This window comes from Kitasatospora sp. NPDC096077, from assembly GCF_040303245.1.
Classification (GTDB): domain Bacteria; phylum Actinomycetota; class Actinomycetes; order Streptomycetales; family Streptomycetaceae; genus Kitasatospora.
Genome location: NZ_JBEOSV010000005.1, coordinates 102,940 through 117,921, shown reverse-complemented (window position 1 = coordinate 117,921; position 14,982 = coordinate 102,940). Strand labels below are relative to the sequence as shown.

General features: G+C 72.7%; 12 protein-coding genes and 2 tRNA genes. 5 read left to right on the top strand and 9 right to left on the bottom strand.

The window, feature by feature from the left end:
- Entirely contained in the window at positions 1–798 is a 798-nt protein-coding gene (gene hisN, locus ABTZ03_RS07430; RefSeq protein WP_350511905.1) for a histidinol-phosphatase, read from the top strand.
- Between the two features lie 70 nt (positions 799–868).
- Here the strand turns inward: hisN and ABTZ03_RS07425 are convergent, their stop codons facing one another.
- On the bottom strand, positions 869–2,344 hold the full coding sequence (locus tag ABTZ03_RS07425; protein ID WP_350511904.1) for a catalase: 1,476 nt from the start codon (positions 2,342–2,344) through the stop codon (positions 869–871).
- Positions 2,345–2,449: 105 nt separating this feature from the next.
- Between ABTZ03_RS07425 and ABTZ03_RS07420 the strand changes: the two genes are divergently transcribed.
- The gene (locus tag ABTZ03_RS07420; protein ID WP_350511903.1) at positions 2,450–2,866 is read left to right on the top strand and encodes a Fur family transcriptional regulator; all 417 of its coding nucleotides are present in this window, start codon (positions 2,450–2,452) and stop codon (positions 2,864–2,866) included.
- 52 nt (positions 2,867–2,918) lie between these two features.
- Here the strand turns inward: ABTZ03_RS07420 and ABTZ03_RS07415 are convergent, their stop codons facing one another.
- The 4 genes from ABTZ03_RS07415 to ABTZ03_RS07400 form a co-directional block, all read right to left on the bottom strand.
- The gene (locus ABTZ03_RS07415) at positions 2,919–4,901 is read right to left on the bottom strand and encodes a tetratricopeptide repeat protein (protein WP_350511902.1); all 1,983 of its coding nucleotides are present in this window, start codon (positions 4,899–4,901) and stop codon (positions 2,919–2,921) included.
- A gap of 366 nt (positions 4,902–5,267) precedes the next feature.
- A tRNA-Met gene (locus tag ABTZ03_RS07410) sits at positions 5,268–5,341 on the bottom strand.
- 110 nt (positions 5,342–5,451) lie between these two features.
- Positions 5,452–5,525: transfer RNA gene (locus tag ABTZ03_RS07405), tRNA-Met, on the bottom strand.
- A gap of 65 nt (positions 5,526–5,590) precedes the next feature.
- The gene (locus tag ABTZ03_RS07400) at positions 5,591–8,593 is read right to left on the bottom strand and encodes a UPF0182 family membrane protein (protein ID WP_350511901.1); all 3,003 of its coding nucleotides are present in this window, start codon (positions 8,591–8,593) and stop codon (positions 5,591–5,593) included.
- A gap of 179 nt (positions 8,594–8,772) precedes the next feature.
- On the opposite strand from ABTZ03_RS07400, the gene ABTZ03_RS07395 reads away from it, so the two are divergent.
- On the top strand, positions 8,773–9,345 hold the full coding sequence (locus ABTZ03_RS07395; RefSeq protein WP_350511900.1) for a PPA1309 family protein: 573 nt from the start codon (positions 8,773–8,775) through the stop codon (positions 9,343–9,345).
- An 11-nt stretch (positions 9,346–9,356) separates the two neighbouring features.
- Here ABTZ03_RS07395 and ABTZ03_RS07390 read toward each other — a convergent pair whose 3' ends face one another.
- From ABTZ03_RS07390 to ABTZ03_RS07375, 4 genes are all read right to left on the bottom strand, one after another.
- The gene (locus ABTZ03_RS07390; RefSeq protein WP_350511899.1) at positions 9,357–10,469 is read right to left on the bottom strand and encodes a YlbL family protein; all 1,113 of its coding nucleotides are present in this window, start codon (positions 10,467–10,469) and stop codon (positions 9,357–9,359) included.
- A gap of 53 nt (positions 10,470–10,522) precedes the next feature.
- Complete coding sequence (locus ABTZ03_RS07385; protein ID WP_350511898.1) at positions 10,523–10,714, bottom strand: hypothetical protein; 192 nt, start codon at positions 10,712–10,714, stop codon at positions 10,523–10,525.
- A 214-nt stretch (positions 10,715–10,928) separates the two neighbouring features.
- Positions 10,929–11,369: a molybdenum cofactor biosynthesis protein MoaE gene (locus ABTZ03_RS07380; protein WP_350511897.1), complete on the bottom strand. Its 441-nt coding sequence runs from the start codon at positions 11,367–11,369 to the stop codon at positions 10,929–10,931.
- A gap of 113 nt (positions 11,370–11,482) precedes the next feature.
- Positions 11,483–12,631 carry an NAD-dependent epimerase/dehydratase family protein gene (locus ABTZ03_RS07375; protein WP_188303064.1) on the bottom strand — a complete coding sequence of 383 codons (1,149 nt, stop codon included), beginning with the start codon at positions 12,629–12,631 and terminating at the stop codon, positions 11,483–11,485.
- 200 nt (positions 12,632–12,831) lie between these two features.
- Here ABTZ03_RS07375 and ABTZ03_RS07370 point away from each other — a divergent pair, with 200 nt between their 5' ends.
- Together ABTZ03_RS07370 and ABTZ03_RS07365 are read left to right on the top strand one after the other, a co-directional pair.
- On the top strand, positions 12,832–14,397 hold the full coding sequence (locus tag ABTZ03_RS07370; RefSeq protein WP_350511896.1) for a zinc-dependent metalloprotease: 1,566 nt from the start codon (positions 12,832–12,834) through the stop codon (positions 14,395–14,397).
- Positions 14,394–14,981 (top strand): NUDIX hydrolase, encoded by a 588-nt coding sequence (locus ABTZ03_RS07365; protein WP_350511895.1) that lies wholly within the window; start codon positions 14,394–14,396, stop codon positions 14,979–14,981. The genes ABTZ03_RS07370 and ABTZ03_RS07365 overlap by 4 nt, the downstream gene beginning before the upstream one ends.
- The last annotated feature ends 1 nt before the right edge of the window (position 14,982 follow it).

Here is a 14,982-nt window from a genome sequence, read left to right as displayed (position 1 = left end):
ATGGCCGACTACCACGACGATCTCCGACTCGCCCACGTCCTCGCCGACTCGGCCGACTCGGTCACCCTGGAGCGTTTCCGCGCCCTCGACCTCAAGATCGAGACCAAGCCGGACCTCACCCCGGTCAGCGACGCCGACAAGGCCGCCGAGGAACTGGTGCGCAGCGTCCTCCAGCGCGCCCGCCCGCGCGACGCCGTCCTCGGCGAGGAGTTCGGCCTGCAGGGCTCGGGCCCGCGCCGCTGGGTGATCGACCCGATCGACGGCACCAAGAACTACATCCGCGGCGTCCCGGTCTGGGCCACCCTGATCGCCCTGCTGGAGGACGGCCCGGACGGCGTCGAGCGCCCGGTGGTCGGCATCGTCTCCGCCCCGGCGCTGCAGCGCCGCTGGTGGGCCGCCAAGGACCTGGGCGCCTACGCCGGCCGCAGCCTGGCCAAGGCCTCCCGGATCCACGTCTCCGGCGTCTCCCGGATGGCGGACGCCTCCCTCTCCTACTCCTCGCTCACCGGCTGGGAGGACCGCGGCCGCCTCGACCCGTTCCTGGACCTCACCCGGGCCTGCTGGCGCACCCGCGCCTACGGCGACTTCTGGTCCTACATGATGGTCGCCGAGGGCGCCGTGGACATCGCCGCCGAGCCCGAGCTGTCGCTGTGGGACATGGCCGCGCCGTGCATCGTCGTCCAGGAGGCCGGCGGCCGCTTCACCGGCCTGGACGGCGTCCCCGGCCCCGGCGGCGCCGACGCGGTGGCCAGCAACGGCCTGCTGCACGACGAGGCGCTGCGCCGGCTGTCCGTCTGAGCGCGAGTGGTGCGGGCCCGTACGACCAGTGGGAGCTGGTCGTACGGGCCCGCCGTCATGATCGGTCCGGCTACTGCTTGCGCAGCTCCCGGACCGCCGCCTCCAGCCGCTGCCCGTAGTCGGCGTCGGCCTTGCGGAAGTTGTCGACCGCCCGCTCCACGATGTCCTCGCGGTCGGCGGAGACCTTGGCGATGAAGCCCGCCAGGTTGGCGATCAGCCGCTGCTTCTCGTCCTCGGAGAACAGCCGGTACAGGGTGCCGGCCTGCACGAAGTCGTCGTCCTCGGCGTGCGAGGGCGCCGGGTGGGTGCCGGTGGCGCCGTCGACGGCGGTCGCGGCCCAGAGCGGCCGGCCGGTCTGCACCGGGCCGCCGAAGCTGTTCGGCTCGTAGTTCTTCTGCCGGCCGTGGCGGCCGTCGTAGAGGTGGCCGTCGCGGCCGTTGGTGCGGGCCTCGGTGGCGTGCGGGCGGTTGACCGGCAGGTGGTCGGCGTTGATGCCGACCCGGTAGCGGTGGGCGTCCGCGTAGGCGAACAGGCGGCCCTGGAGCATCTTGTCCGGGGACGGGCCGATGCCGGGCACGAAGTGCGACGGGGAGAACACCGACTGCTCGACCTCGGCGAAGACGTTGTCGGGGTTGCGGTTGAGCTCCAGCCGGCCGATCTCGATCGGCGGGTAGTCGGCGTGCGGCCAGACCTTGGTCAGGTCGAAGGGGTTGAAGCGGTAGCCGGCCGCGTCGGCCGCCGGCATGATCTGGACCTGCACCGTCCAGCTGGGGAACTCGCCGCGCTCGATCGACTCGCGCAGGTCGCGCTGGTGGCTGTCCGGGTCCTCGCCGGCGAGCCGGTTGGCCTCGGCCTGGGTGAGGTTGCGGATGCCCTGGTCGGTCTTGAAGTGGTACTTGACCCAGAAGTGCTCGCCGGCCTCGTTCTGCCACTGGAAGGTGTGCGAGCCGTAGCCGTTCAGGTGCCGGTAGCTGGCCGGGATGCCGCGGTCGCCGAACAGCCAGGTCACCTGGTGGGTGGCCTCGGGCGACAGGCCCCAGAAGTCCCAGACGTTGTCGGCCTCCTGCGAGCCGGTGTACGGGTCCCGCTTCTGGGTGTGGATGAAGTCGGGGAACTTGATGGCGTCCTTGATGAAGAACACCGGGGTGTTGTTGCCGACGAGGTCGTAGTTGCCCTCCTCGGTGTAGAACTTCAGCGCGAAGCCGCGCGGGTCGCGCACCGCGTCGGCCGCGCCCAGGTTGCCGGCCACGGTGGAGAAGCGCAGGAAGACCTCGGTCTGCTTGCCGACCTCGGACAGGAACGCCGCCCGGGTGAAGGGCGTCAGGTCGGCGGTCACCGTGAAGGTGCCGTACGCGCCGGCGCCGCGGGCGTGCACCACGCGCTCCGGGATCCGCTCCCGGTTGAAGTGCGCGAGCTTCTCGAACAGCAGCTGGTCCTGGATCAGGGCCGGGCCGCCGACGCCCGCCGTCTCGGTGTTCTGGTTGTCGGCGACGGGGGCACCCGCCTCCGTGGTGAGCGTCGGGCGCAGCTCGTCCTGCGTGGTCATAACGGGTCGCCTCCGAGGTGTCCGGTCGTGATGACACGATCCTAACTTGGACTTCGTCTAAGTCAACACTGGCACCAATCTCAGAGCGTGACTTACTCTGGTCCCATGAGTGACCTGCTGGGGAGACTGCGCGGACGCGGCTGGCGGCTGACCTCGCAGCGCCGCGTGGTGGCCGAGGTCCTCGACGGCGAGCACGTCCACCTCACCGCGGACGAGGTGCACGCCCGCGCCACCGCCCGGCTGCCCGAGATCAGCCGCGCCACCGTCTACAACACGCTCGGCGAACTCGTCGCCCTCGGCGAGGTGCTGGAGGTCGCCACCGACGGCCGCGCCAAGCGCTACGACCCCAACGCCCACCGCGCCCACCAGCACCTGATCTGCTCCGGCTGCGGCGCGATCCGCGACGTCCACCCGCACGGCGACCCGCTCGCGGCCCTGCCCGCCGCCGAACGCTTCGGCTTCGCGGTCACCGCCGCCGAGGTCACCTACCGCGGGCTGTGCCCGAACTGCCGCCCCTCATAAGGCCTTTGAACCGGGCTGGCACCGCCGCGCCCCGAACCGCCGGGCCAGGTGGCTACGCGCTGAGCTCGGCGTGCAGCGCCCCCAGCAACCGCCCGGCCCGCTCGGCCACCTCGGCCGGCCCCTGGTCGATCGCCCGCCGGCACCAGTTCTCGGCCTGCACCGGCTCGCCCCGGCGCAGCGCCAGCAGCGCCAGCCGCAGCGCCGCCCGCCCGTGCCCGGCGTCGGCGGCCCGGGTGTACCAGAGCATCGCCTCCGCCTCGCTGTCCTGCCGGGCCAGCAGCAGCCCCAGGTTGAACGCGGCACTGCGGCTGCCCGCCTCGGCGGCCCGCCGGTACCAGCTCTCGGCGATCTCCAGCGCCCCCCGCTCGGCCGCCCGCACGCCCATCCGCACCTGCGCCCGGCGGTGCCCCGCGTCGGCCGCCAGCGCGTACCAGTGCTCGGCCTCGGCGTCCGCGTCCCCGCGCCGGTCCAGCACCGACGCCAGCCGGAACGCGCCCTCCGCCGATCCGCCCGCCGCCGCCTGCCGGTAGCGCTCCAGCGCCCCGGACAGGTTGCCGCGCTGCTCCTGGGCCACCGCCAGCTGCAACGCCGCCTCGCCGTGCCCCTCGGCCGCGGCCCGCGCGTACCACTCCTGGGCCTGCCGCCCCTCGCCGCGCCCGGCGTGCAGCACGCCCAGGTTGAAGGCGCCGTCCACACTGCCGGCCTCGGCCGCCTTGGAGAACCACGGCTCGGCGCCGGACTCGTCGCCGCGCTGCAGCAGCACCACGGCCAGCGCGTTGCAGGCCTCCCGGTGCCCGGCGTACGCGGCCCGCCGGTACCACTGCTCGGCCTGCTGCTCACGGCCGGTGCCGGCGCAGAGCAGGCCGAGGTTGAAGGCGCCGTTCTGGTCGCCCGCGTCCAGCGCGGTGCGGTACCAGTGCTCGGCGGCCCTGGCCTCGCCACGGCCGGCGTGCAGGGCGCCGAGCGCGTTGGCGGCGTTGCCGTCACCGCCCTCGGCGGCCTCCTGCCACCACTCGGCGGCGGCGACGACGTCCCCGGAGTCGCGCAGCAGGAAGCCGAGCGCGCAGGCCGCGCGCGGCTCGCCGTTCTGCGCGGACTGCCGGTACCAGCGGGCCGCCTCCTCCAGCAGCGGGCGGTCGGTGCCGGCCCGCTCCTCCAGCAGCACGCCCAGGCGCAGCGCGGCACGGGCGTGGCTGCGGGCGGCGGCGGTGCGGTACCAGGCCTCGGCGGTCTCCTTGTCCCCGGCGGCCTCGCGCATCCGGGCCAGCCGGTAGGCGGCCTCGCGGTGCCCGGCGTCGGCGGAGACCTTGAACCAGCGCTCGGCCCGCACGTCGCGCCGGTGCTCCATCAGGTCGCCGAGCGCGTAGGCGCCCAGCGGGTGGCCGTGGTCGGCGGCGAAGTGCAGCCAGTACTCGGCGGCCTCCTCCTCGCCCTGGTCGCGCAGTTGGAGCCCGAGCGCGTGCGCGGCGGGGGCGCTGCCCGCCACCGCCGCCTGGCGCCACCACTGGGCGGCCTCGGCGCGGTGGCCCTGCTGGTGCAGCAGCACGCCCAGGTTGTTGGCTGCGGCCCGCACCCCGGCGGCCGCGGCGGCGCGCAGGTAGGGCTCGGCGTCCTCCAGGTCGCCGCGGCGCAGCAGCAGGGTGCCGAGCCGGCCCGCGGCGTCCGCGTCGCCGCCCTCGGCGGCCTGCCGGTGCCGGGCCTCCAGCGCGGCGGACTCCCGGGCGGCCAGCGCGGTCTCGAAGCTGGTCGGGTCCAGCCCGGCCGGGTCCAGCGCGGCGGCCGCGGCGGCGGGCACGCCGTCGCCGTCCGCCGCCCCGTACGGGCCGACGGCGGCCGAGAACTGGCGGGTGGACACGTGGACCAGGCTGTCGGGACCGAAGCCGTCGGCCCCGGGCCGCTCGGACAGTCCGCTGGTGCGCTGGGCGGGCAGGGCTCCGGGGCGGTTCTGGGGACTCTCGGCGCTCTCCGCCCAGGCGTCGGTGTCCGCCTCGACGGCCGCACCGGACTTGGCGCCTGACTTGCCGATCAGCCTCATGCCGACTCCCGCTCCCCCAGAGTGTCGCGGCATCGTGCCCCGGCCGTCGGCCGGGGGGACTCCCAGGAGAGGTGCCGGACCGGACGGCCCGTCAGCGGCCGTGCACCGTCCCCCGTGTGTCCCATCGTCGCATCACCCGCTACCCGCGTACACCTGCCCCGGCCGAATTCGGGCGGGGCGCACCCGAAGCCGACGAAATTGCTTCGGCGCTTTGTCGATTTCCCGACACTTCCACCCCACAAACCCCGGTGCCGTCCCCGTTGGCGACGGTCGATAGTACCGGAGCGGTTCCCGCCGCTTCCGGACGAAAACGTCCGGACACGACAGAGGCCCGGAGGAATGATCCTCCGGGCCTCTGACACTGAGTAGCGGGGACAGGATTTGAACCTGCGACCTCTGGGTTATGAGCCCAGCGAGCTACCGAGCTGCTCCACCCCGCGTCGGTGATCAAACAATAGCACGGAACAGCAGGGGCTCCGAACCACGGAAAACGAACCACGGAAAACACCGATGGCCCGGAGGAAGGATCCTCCGGGCCATCGGCACTGAGTAGCGGGGACAGGATTTGAACCTGCGACCTCTGGGTTATGAGCCCAGCGAGCTACCGAGCTGCTCCACCCCGCGTCGGTGAGACAACCGTAGCACGGACGCGGGGTGGGACCAAAAACGGTCTCCGCAGCTCAGCGGGACTACGGGCGGGGGCTCGCCGTCCCCGACCCGGTCGGCGTCGCCGCCGGCGGCACCGGCGCCTGGCCTCCGCCCCGGGCCGCGTCGGCCGCCTTCAGGGCGTCCCCGAGCGCCTTCTGGGCGTTGCCGTACGCCACCCAGTCACCGTTCTTGAACGCGGTCTGGCTGTCGTTGTACGCCTTCTCCGCGTCCGAGAGCGCCTTCTGCAGCTCCGGCGAGATCGTCCCGCCCGGCGCCGGGGTGCCCGGCCCGGTCGGCGTGGGCGTCGGCGTCCCCGGCGAGGTCGGGGTCGTCCCGCTCCCCGGCGTCGTACCGCCCGGGACGGCCCCCCCGCCCGGGTTGGACGGCGCGACCGGCGTGGCCGGCGGGGCCTGCCCGTTGAACAGCTTCTTCAGCGCGTCCTCCAGGGTGTTCTCGAAGGCCACGTTGTCGTCCCCGTACACCGCCAGCACCTTCTGCAGCGTCGGGTACTTGGCGCCGCGCCCGCGCACGTACACCGGCTCGACGTTCAGCAGTCCGCCGCCGACCGGCAGGGTCAGCAGGTTGCCGTACTCCAGCTCGGTGTCACCGCCGCTCTTCAGCGCGAAGATCTGGTTGGCCACCTCCTGGCGGGAGTTGAACTTCGACTGCACCAGGCCGGGGCCCGGGGCGCCGCTCTCGCCGGTCATCTTCAGGATCCGGATCTTCCCGTAGTCCTCGCCCGGATCCGCGTTCACCGCCATGAACGCCGCCAGGTTCGGCCGCTGGTTGGGCACGAAGCTGCTGGTCAGCGAGAAGCTCGCGGCGGGGGCGTCCGGCATCCGCACCGTCACGTAGTACGGCGGCTGGACCTGCTTGGTGTCACTGGTCGGGTCCACCGGGACCTGCCAGATGTCACTGCCGTTGAAGAAGGAGTTGGCGTCCGTCACGTGGTACTGGCCGAGCAGGTCGCGCTGCACCTTGAACATGTCCTGCGGGTAGCGCAGGTGCGGCAGCAGCGTCGCCGGGATGTCCGCCTTCGGCTCCACGGTGCCCGGGAAGGCCTTCATCCAGGTCTTCAGCACCGGGTCCTTGTCGTCCCACTGGTAGAGCTTCACCTCACCGGTGTACGCGTCCACCGTCGCCTTGACCGAGTTGCGGATGTAGTTGACCTGGTTGGCGACGGTCAGCAGCTCACCGCGCTGGTTGGTCAGCGAGTCCTTGGTCGCGGTGCCCAGCGTCGTCTTCGACGAGAACGGGAAACCGTCCGAGGTGGTGTAGCCGTCCACGACCCACACCACCCGGCCGCCCTGCACCACCGGGTACGGGTCGGCGTCGATCGACAGCCACGGCGCGACCTTCTCCACCCGCTCCTTCGGCGTCCGGTTGTAGATCACCTTGGCGCCGTCGGTGATCGCCCCCGCGTACAGGATCTGCGGCTCGGCGAAGCGCACCGCGTACGCGGCCCGGGTGATCGGGTTGTCCAGCGACACACCGCTCGCACCGGCGTACGTGTACTCCACGTTCTGACCGGTCTTGACGTCGGTGTAGTCGATCTCCTTGTTCGAGCCGCCGACGATCGAGTACGTCGTCGTCTTCTCGCCGTAGTAGATCCGCTGCTCGTAGTCGCCCAGCGAACCGGTGGCCGGCAGGCCGGACTCGGTGAACACCGGACCGCCCTTGTCGTCGACCTGGTTGCCCTTGGCGACCGCCGCGCCGTAGCCGTGGGTGTACTTGAAGTGGTCGTTGATCCAGTTCCGCTGCACCCCGTTGAGGTCCAGCTCGCGCAGGCCGATCACGGTGTCCTGCTTGTCCGCGCCGGTGCCGTAGCGGTCCACCGACAGCGTGCTCGGGAACGCGTAGTAGTTGCGCTGCTGCTCCAACGACTGGAACGTCTGCGACACGATGTTCGGGTCCAGCAGCCGCACGTCCGCGATGGTCTGCGCGTCCGGCTTCAGCGCGTCACCCGTGGTCGAGCCCTGCGGGCTGTACGGGGTCGTCTCCGAGTCCGCGATCCCGTACGCCTGCCGGGTCGCGTCGATGTTCTTCTGGATGTACGGCGTCTCCTTGGCCTGCTCGTTCGGCTTGACCTGGAACTGCTGCACGATCGCCGGGTACAGCCCGCCGATCAGCACCGCCGACAGCACCATCAGCCCCAGCCCGATCAGGGCCGGCGCCCAGGTGCGGCGGATCGGGGTCAGGAAGAACAGCACCGCGCAGATGATCGCGACGAAGAACAGGATCGTCTTGGCCGGCAGGAACGCGTTGGCGTCCACGTAGCGCAGGCCCGTCCAGCCCGACACCCCCTTGTAGGAGCCGGTCTTCACCGCCAGCGCGTACCGGTCCAGCCAGTACGCCACCGCCTTCAGCAGCACGAACACGCCCAGCAGCACCGCCAGGTGCCCCTGCGCGCCCGCGCTCGCCCGACGGCCCGGACCCTGCAGCCGCAGCCCCCCGTACAGGTAGTGCACCAGCGCCGAGGTCAGCAGCGAGACGATCACCGCGCTGAACGCGAAGCCCAGCACGAACTCGTAGAACGGCAGGTCGAAGGCGTAGAACGAGACGTCCATGCCGAACTGGGCGTCCTTCTCACCGAAGGACGTCGCGTTCGTCCACATCAGCCAGGTCCGCCACTGACCCGACGCCGCGGCACCCGCCACCAGCCCGATCACCAGCGAGACGCCGATCAGCGCCCAGCGCTTGAACGGCGCCAGCCCCGACCGGTAGCGGTCCAGGCTCTGCTGCTCCACCGACATCGCCGACAGCGGCGGCCGCAGCCGGTGCGCCAGCCAGATGTTGAAGCCGACGATCACCGCCATCAGCAGGCCGAACACCGCGAACAGCCCGATCTTCGTCCACAGCTGGGTGGTGAACACCGAGGAGTAGTGCACCGACCTGAACCACAGCCAGTCCGTCCAGAACCCGGCGAACATGACGAACAGCAGGAACAGCACCGCGAGCACGCCCAGAGTCAGCAGGGCCACTCTCGCCCGCCGGGAGGGGGGGCCCACCCTCCGCCGGAAACCCGGCCCTGAGCGTTCCGGCATCTGGAATACCACGGTGGCACCTCAGCTGTGTCGTCTGGAATCGGTCGGTCGTCAGAGCAACTTAACCAGGCTTCGGCCGAGTTCCCACCGTTAGCAGACGGTTACGACGGCGTTCCCCCGTCACCCCCGCCGCCCCCGCCCCGGCGAGCGTCCCGCGCCCGGCGTGTGAGGATTGAGTCATGTCCGACGCGTCTGATCTGAACAATTCCCCCGACGACGTCTCCAAGCTCCCCGCCGCCACCCCCCTCACCCGGGCCGCGCTGGAGATCGACGAGTACGCCGCCACCCTCGGCTGGGACCTCCCGGCCCGGCTGTTCGCCCTGGTGGACAGCGCCGCCCTGCGCAAGGCCGACCCTCGCATCGCCAAGCAGCTCGGCCTCGCCGACACCGACGAGCCCGGCCTCACCCCGGTCGAGCAGGACGAACTGCCCGCCGGCATGGAGCTCGACAAGTTCCTCGGCACCATCGCCTGGCCCGCCGCGGTGGCCGGCTGCGCCCTGGTCGTCGAACGGATGATGCTGCCGCCCGGCGCCGAGCAGTCCCGCCCCCGGGGCGCCAGCGACGCCCAGCTCGCCGAGTGGGTGGCCAACCACCCCAAGCGCGAGGAGGTGCGGATCACCGCCGCGGTGCTGCGCGACGGCAAAAAGGAGATCGCCCTGCGGCTGCGCTCCAAGGACGTCGCCCGCGAGGTGCTGACCGGCCCGGACCTGGTCCCCGGCCTGACCGACGCCCTGCTGGCGACCTTCTCCTAACCCCCTACTTGCTACTTGGGGCAGGACGGCAGCGCGGAGGTCTGCCCGGAGCGGATCTGCTCCAGCGACTTCAGCGCGCCGTCCAGGGTGTCCGTCTTGATCAGGGTCAGCCCGGACGGCACGTTCTTGGTGGCCTCGGCGCAGTTCGAGGACGGGGTGAAGAAGTACTGGGCCCCGGCGTCCCGGGCGGCGATCAGCTTCATCGATATGCCGCCGATCGGGCCGACCTTGCCGTCGTCGTCGATGGTGCCGGTGCCGGCCACGAACTTGCCGCCGGTGAGGTCGCCGCCCGGGGTGAGCTTGTCGATGATGCCGAGCGAGAACATCAGCCCGGCGCTCGGGCCGCCGACGTCCTGCAGCCCGATGTCGATCTGGAACGGGTAGGTGTGCCGGATCCCGGTGCCGATGCCGACCACCGCGAGCTCGGCCCGCTCCGCCGGGGCCTTCGGGTCGAGGTCCTTGGCCCGCACGGTCGGGACGGTGACGTCGGTCTTCGCCCCCGGGGTGGCCGAGGCGTTGCCGGAGGTGTCCTTGACCCGCGGCACCACGGTGAAGACCACCGACTCGCCCGGCTTGTGCTTGGTCACGGCGGCGACCACCTGGTCGACCGAGGAGACGGCGGTGCCGTCCACGGCGACGATCTGGTCCCCCGCGTGCAGCCGGCCCTCGGCCGGGGCCCCCGCGGTGACCGACTTGACGATCAGTTCGTCGCCGACCGGGACGCCCAGCTGCTTGAGCGCGGCGGTGCGGGCGCTGTCCTCGGAGGAGGCGAACTCCTCGGCGTTCTGCTTCTTGGCGTCGGCGTCCGACTGCCCCTTGGGGTAGACGTTGTCGTGCGGCACCACCAGCACGTCGTCGCGCAGCCAGCCGATCACCGCGTTGACCAGGCTGGGCTCGTACTTGGCCCCGGTGACCTGGACGGTGGTCATGTTGAGGTGCCCGCTCGTCGGGTACGAGTCCCGCCCGGTGATGGTGATCACCGGCTTGCCCCCCTGCTCGCCGAGCGTGTTGTACGTCGGGCCCGGGCTCATCTCCGTGTACGGCACCTTCATCAGCACCGAGACGCAGAGCAGCGCTATGAGCAGCAGGGTGGCAGCGAGCATCGTCGCGGAGCGGCGTGGCATGCCTCGACAGTACGGGACGCGGGTGACGCACCGCCCGGCGGGCCACCGGCTCGTCAGCGGCCGGGGTGCTCCTCCGGGGCGGCGGTGCCGGCCGTGGTGCGTTCCATCGCGGCCATGAAGCGCCGGTGCTCGGCCAGCGAGGCCGGATCGCCGGTGGCCCTGGGGGCCCGCTGGGCCCAGCCCGCCCAGGCGGCCGCGACCAGGACGGCGACAACCGGAATGATCAACCAGGCGAGCGCACCCATGTCAGTACTCCCCAGCTCGTCGTGTCTATGAGCAGATTAACCACTCCGGCGGACAACGCGGCCGGCGCCATCCGGGTTACGGGACGGCCGATCGGCTCACTTCCAGGGAGTATCCGGCGCACCTGTCCGGACCCGTTCGGGTGAGGCCGCGGCGCGCCTGACCCGGGAGACGCACTCCGTGTGCGAGCGGTTCCGCCCGGGGGCGGCGGAACGGTCAGCAGCCCCCGGCCCCGACCCACTCCTCCCCGCCGTCGGAGAAGACCTGGTGCTTCCAGATCGGCACCTCGTGCTTGAGGTCGTCGATCAGCCGGCGGGCGGCCGCGAAGGCCTCGCCGCGGTGGGCGCAGGAGACGGCGACGATCACCGCCTTGTCGGTGATCTCCAGCCGGCCCACCCGGTGCACCGCGGCGAGCGCCCGGACCGGGAAGTCCGCGACGACCTTCTCGGCGATCCGGCGCATCTCCTCCTCGGCGGTGGGGTGGCAGCTGTAGTCCAGCGCGGCGACCGACTTGCCGCCGTCGTGGTCCCGGACCGTCCCGACGAAGACGGTGGTGCCGCCGGCCGCGTCGTCGCCGACCGCCTCGTACACCTCGTCCAGCGAGAGCGGGGTCTCCCGGATGGCCAGCAGCCGGATGGGGTCGTGGTTCTCGGACATGACCCCATGATGGCTCATCCGGGGCCGCCCGCGACAAGGGGCTTCCGCATCACGATTCAGAGATTTCGCATCGTGAGAAACCACGGGCGCCGGGACGGCCTGCCCACCGCCCCTCAGAAGCGACGCCGCTTGCGGGCCCGGCGCACCAGCGCCGCCGTACCGACCAGCGCCACCGTCGCCCCGGCCGCCCCCAGACTGGTCGCGGCCTCCTTGCCGCCCAGTCGGCGCCCCGCCACCGCGTGCTTGCCGGACACCTGCGCCAACAGCTCCGCCAGCACCTGCTCATTGGTGAACTCCGGCCGCCAGCCCGCCTCGTGCAACCGACTGCCGGACACCACCCACGGGTACATCGTGTACGCCAGGTCCCCCGCCGGGGCCGGCGTCAGCCCCAACCGGTGCAGCCGCGCCGCCGTCCCCAGTGCCAACGCGGCCGGCAGCTCCATCCGCCGGATCCCCGACAGCCGCTCCACGTCCTCCTGCTCCAGCCAGCCGTCGCAGCCGACCGTCACCTCGCCCTCCACCAGACCCAGCGCCGCGTACTCCAGCGCCGCCGCCAGGTCGTCCACGTGGCAGAACTGCCAGCACGGGCGCGAACCGGCCACCACCAGCAGCCTCGGCGCCTCGAAGTGCCGGGTCAGCACCGTGTCCACCCCGGGGCCCACCACCACCGCCGGCCGCAGCACCGTCACCTGCAGCCCCGGATGGGCCCGCGGCGCCCGCCGGGCCAGCCGCTCGATCTCCAGCAGGTCCCCGACCAGCGAGGCCTCCTCGGTCGCCCGCAGCTCGGAGTCCTCCGCCAACGGCACCTCGTTGTCGGCCAGCGCGCCGTAGACCATCGCCGACGTGCACAGCACCACCCGGTGCACCCCCGCCGCGGCCGCCGCCGTCAGCACCGTCTGGGCGCCGCGCACGTTGTAGGCGCTGCGGGCCCGCGGATCGGACTCCATCCCGAAGTCCATCGCCAGGTGCACCACCACGTCGACCCCGGCCAGCCGCTCGGCCACCGCCGGATCCCGCACGTCCAGCACCCGCCACTGCACGCCCGGCACCTCACCGCGCCGGTCGTCCACCGCCAGCACCCTGCGCACGTGCGGCGAGGCCACCAGCCGGGCGGCGACCCGCTCGCCCAGCACCCCCGCGGCACCGGTGACGGCCACGGTCAGCGGCCGCCCGCCGTAGGCTGGAGGCGGCGACGCCGTGGCGTCCGGGTCGTCCTCTCCAGCGGTCAGCCCAGAGCGAACGTCCGAGGGCGGGGAACTCACCGGCCATCCTCCACGGTTAGCTTATGTGCGTACGTACGTGTGTCACGTACGTCCATCCTGCCCGAGGCGAAGGCCCGGCGGTGCACCCGGCGCGGGCCTAGCGCACCGGAGCCGCCCACGAGTCCCCCGCTCCACCGGAGCCCCGGGCGGACCGCACTTCCCGCCACACCCGTATGACGGCCGACCGGATCGAGGACCCCGTGAGCGACCTTCCCTTCGGATTCGGCGTTCCCCCCGAGGAGCCCGAGGACGGCAAGGCCAAGCCCGACGACGCGCAGCAGAAGAAGGACCAGGGCCAGGAGGGCACCGGCGGCCCCCAGCCGTTCGGCTTCGGAACCGGCAACCCCTTCGGCGCCATGTTCGGCATGCCCGGCGCCCCGGGCGGCCCCGGCGGCGCCGACAACCCCTTCGCCGCGATGTTCGGCGGCATGAACCCCGGCGACCTCGGCGCCGCCTTCCAGCAGCTCGGCCAGATGCTCTCCTTCGAGGGCGGCCCGGTGAACTGGGAACTCGCCCAGAACATCGCCCGGCAGACCGTCGTCGCCGAACCCGCCGAGGGCAAGAGCAAGGACCGCTCGGTCGGCGCCTCCGAGCGCGCCGCCGTCGAGGAGGCCGTACGCCTGGCCGACCTGTGGCTCGACGGTGCCACCGAGTTCCCCTCCGGCGCCGGCACCGCCGTCGCCTGGAGCCGCGCCGAATGGATCGAGGCCACCCTCCCGGTCTGGAAGGACCTCGTCGACCCGGTCGCCGAACGCGTCGGCACCGCCATGGGCGGCGTCCTGCCCGAGGAGATGCAGGCCATGGCCGGCCCGCTGATGGGCATGATGCGCTCCATGGGCGGCGCCATGTTCGGCACCCAGATCGGCCAGGCACTCGGCGCCCTGGCCGGCGAGGTGGTCGGCTCCACCGACGTCGGCCTGCCGCTCGCCCCGGCCGGCAAGGCCGCCCTGCTGCCGCAGAACGTCGCCGAGTTCGGCGAGGGCCTGAACGTGCCCGCCGAGGAGGTCCGGCTCTACCTCGCCCTGCGCGAGGCCGCCCACCAGCGCCTCTTCGCCCACGTGCCGTGGCTGCGCGCCCACCTGCTGGGCGCCGTCGAGGCCTACGCCCGCGGCATCAAGGTCGACACCTCCCGCATGGAGGAACTCGCCGGCCAGCTCGACCCGAGCAACCCCGAAGCACTCCAGGAAGCACTGGCCGGCGGCCTGCTCCAGCCCGAGGACACCCCCGAGCAGAAGGCCGCCCTCGCCCGCCTGGAGACCGCGCTCGCCCTCGTCGAGGGCTGGGTCGACGCCGTCGTCCACGCCGCCGCCGAACCCCACCTGCCGCAGGCCGGCGCCCTGCGCGAGACCGTCCGCCGCCGTCGCGCCGCCGGCGGACCCGCCGAACAGACCTTCGCCACCCTGGTCGGCCTGGAACTGCGCCCGCGCCGCCTGCGCGACGCCGCCCGGCTGTGGGCGCTGCTCGCCGACGCACGCGGCATCGAGGGCCGCGACGCGCTCTGGGAGCACCCCGACATGCTGCCCACCGCCGCCGACCTGGACGACCCGGACGCCTTCGTGCACCGCGGCAGCGGCGACCTGGAGGGCGGCTTCGACTTCGACGCCCTCGACAAGCTGCTCGGCGAGGCCGCGGCCGGCCAGTCCGACCCCGCCAAGCCCGACCTGACCAAGCCCGAGAGCACCCCCGAGGGCGAGCCGGAGACCAAGCCGGAGCCGCCGAAGGGCGACCAGGACGGCACCGACGGAAAGGGCGAGCCCACCGCATGACGGCGACCGGGACGACCGCGTCCACCCTGCACGCGGACGCCGTCCGCACCCTGACCGACTGGCAGCCCGCCGAGCACGACCAGGACCGGCTGCGGCTCGACTACCTCGCGCACCTCGCCGAGCAGCCCGAGGGCCTCTACCGCTCCTGCCTGCCCGCCCACATCACCGCCAGCGCCGCGGTCGTCGACCCGGCCGCCGGACGGGTGCTGCTCACCCTGCACCCCAAGGTCGGCATCTGGCTGCAGATGGGCGGGCACTGCGAACCCGGCGACGCCGACCTCGCCTCGGCCGCGCTGCGCGAGGCCGTCGAGGAATCCGGCATCCCCGACCTCGTCCTGCTGCGGGAGAACGGCGCCCCCGTCCCCGCCAAGCTGGACCGGCACCTGGTCCGCTGCACCGGCAAGGACCGGCCGGAGAACACCCACCTCGACGTCCAGTACATCGCGCTCGCCCCGGCCGGGGCCCAGGCACTGATCAGCGAGGAATCGCTGGACCTGCGCTGGTTCGACTACGACCGGCTGCCGGAGCTCACCGACCACTCGGTGCGCGACCTGGTCGCCCGGGCGCGACGGCTGACCGCCTGAC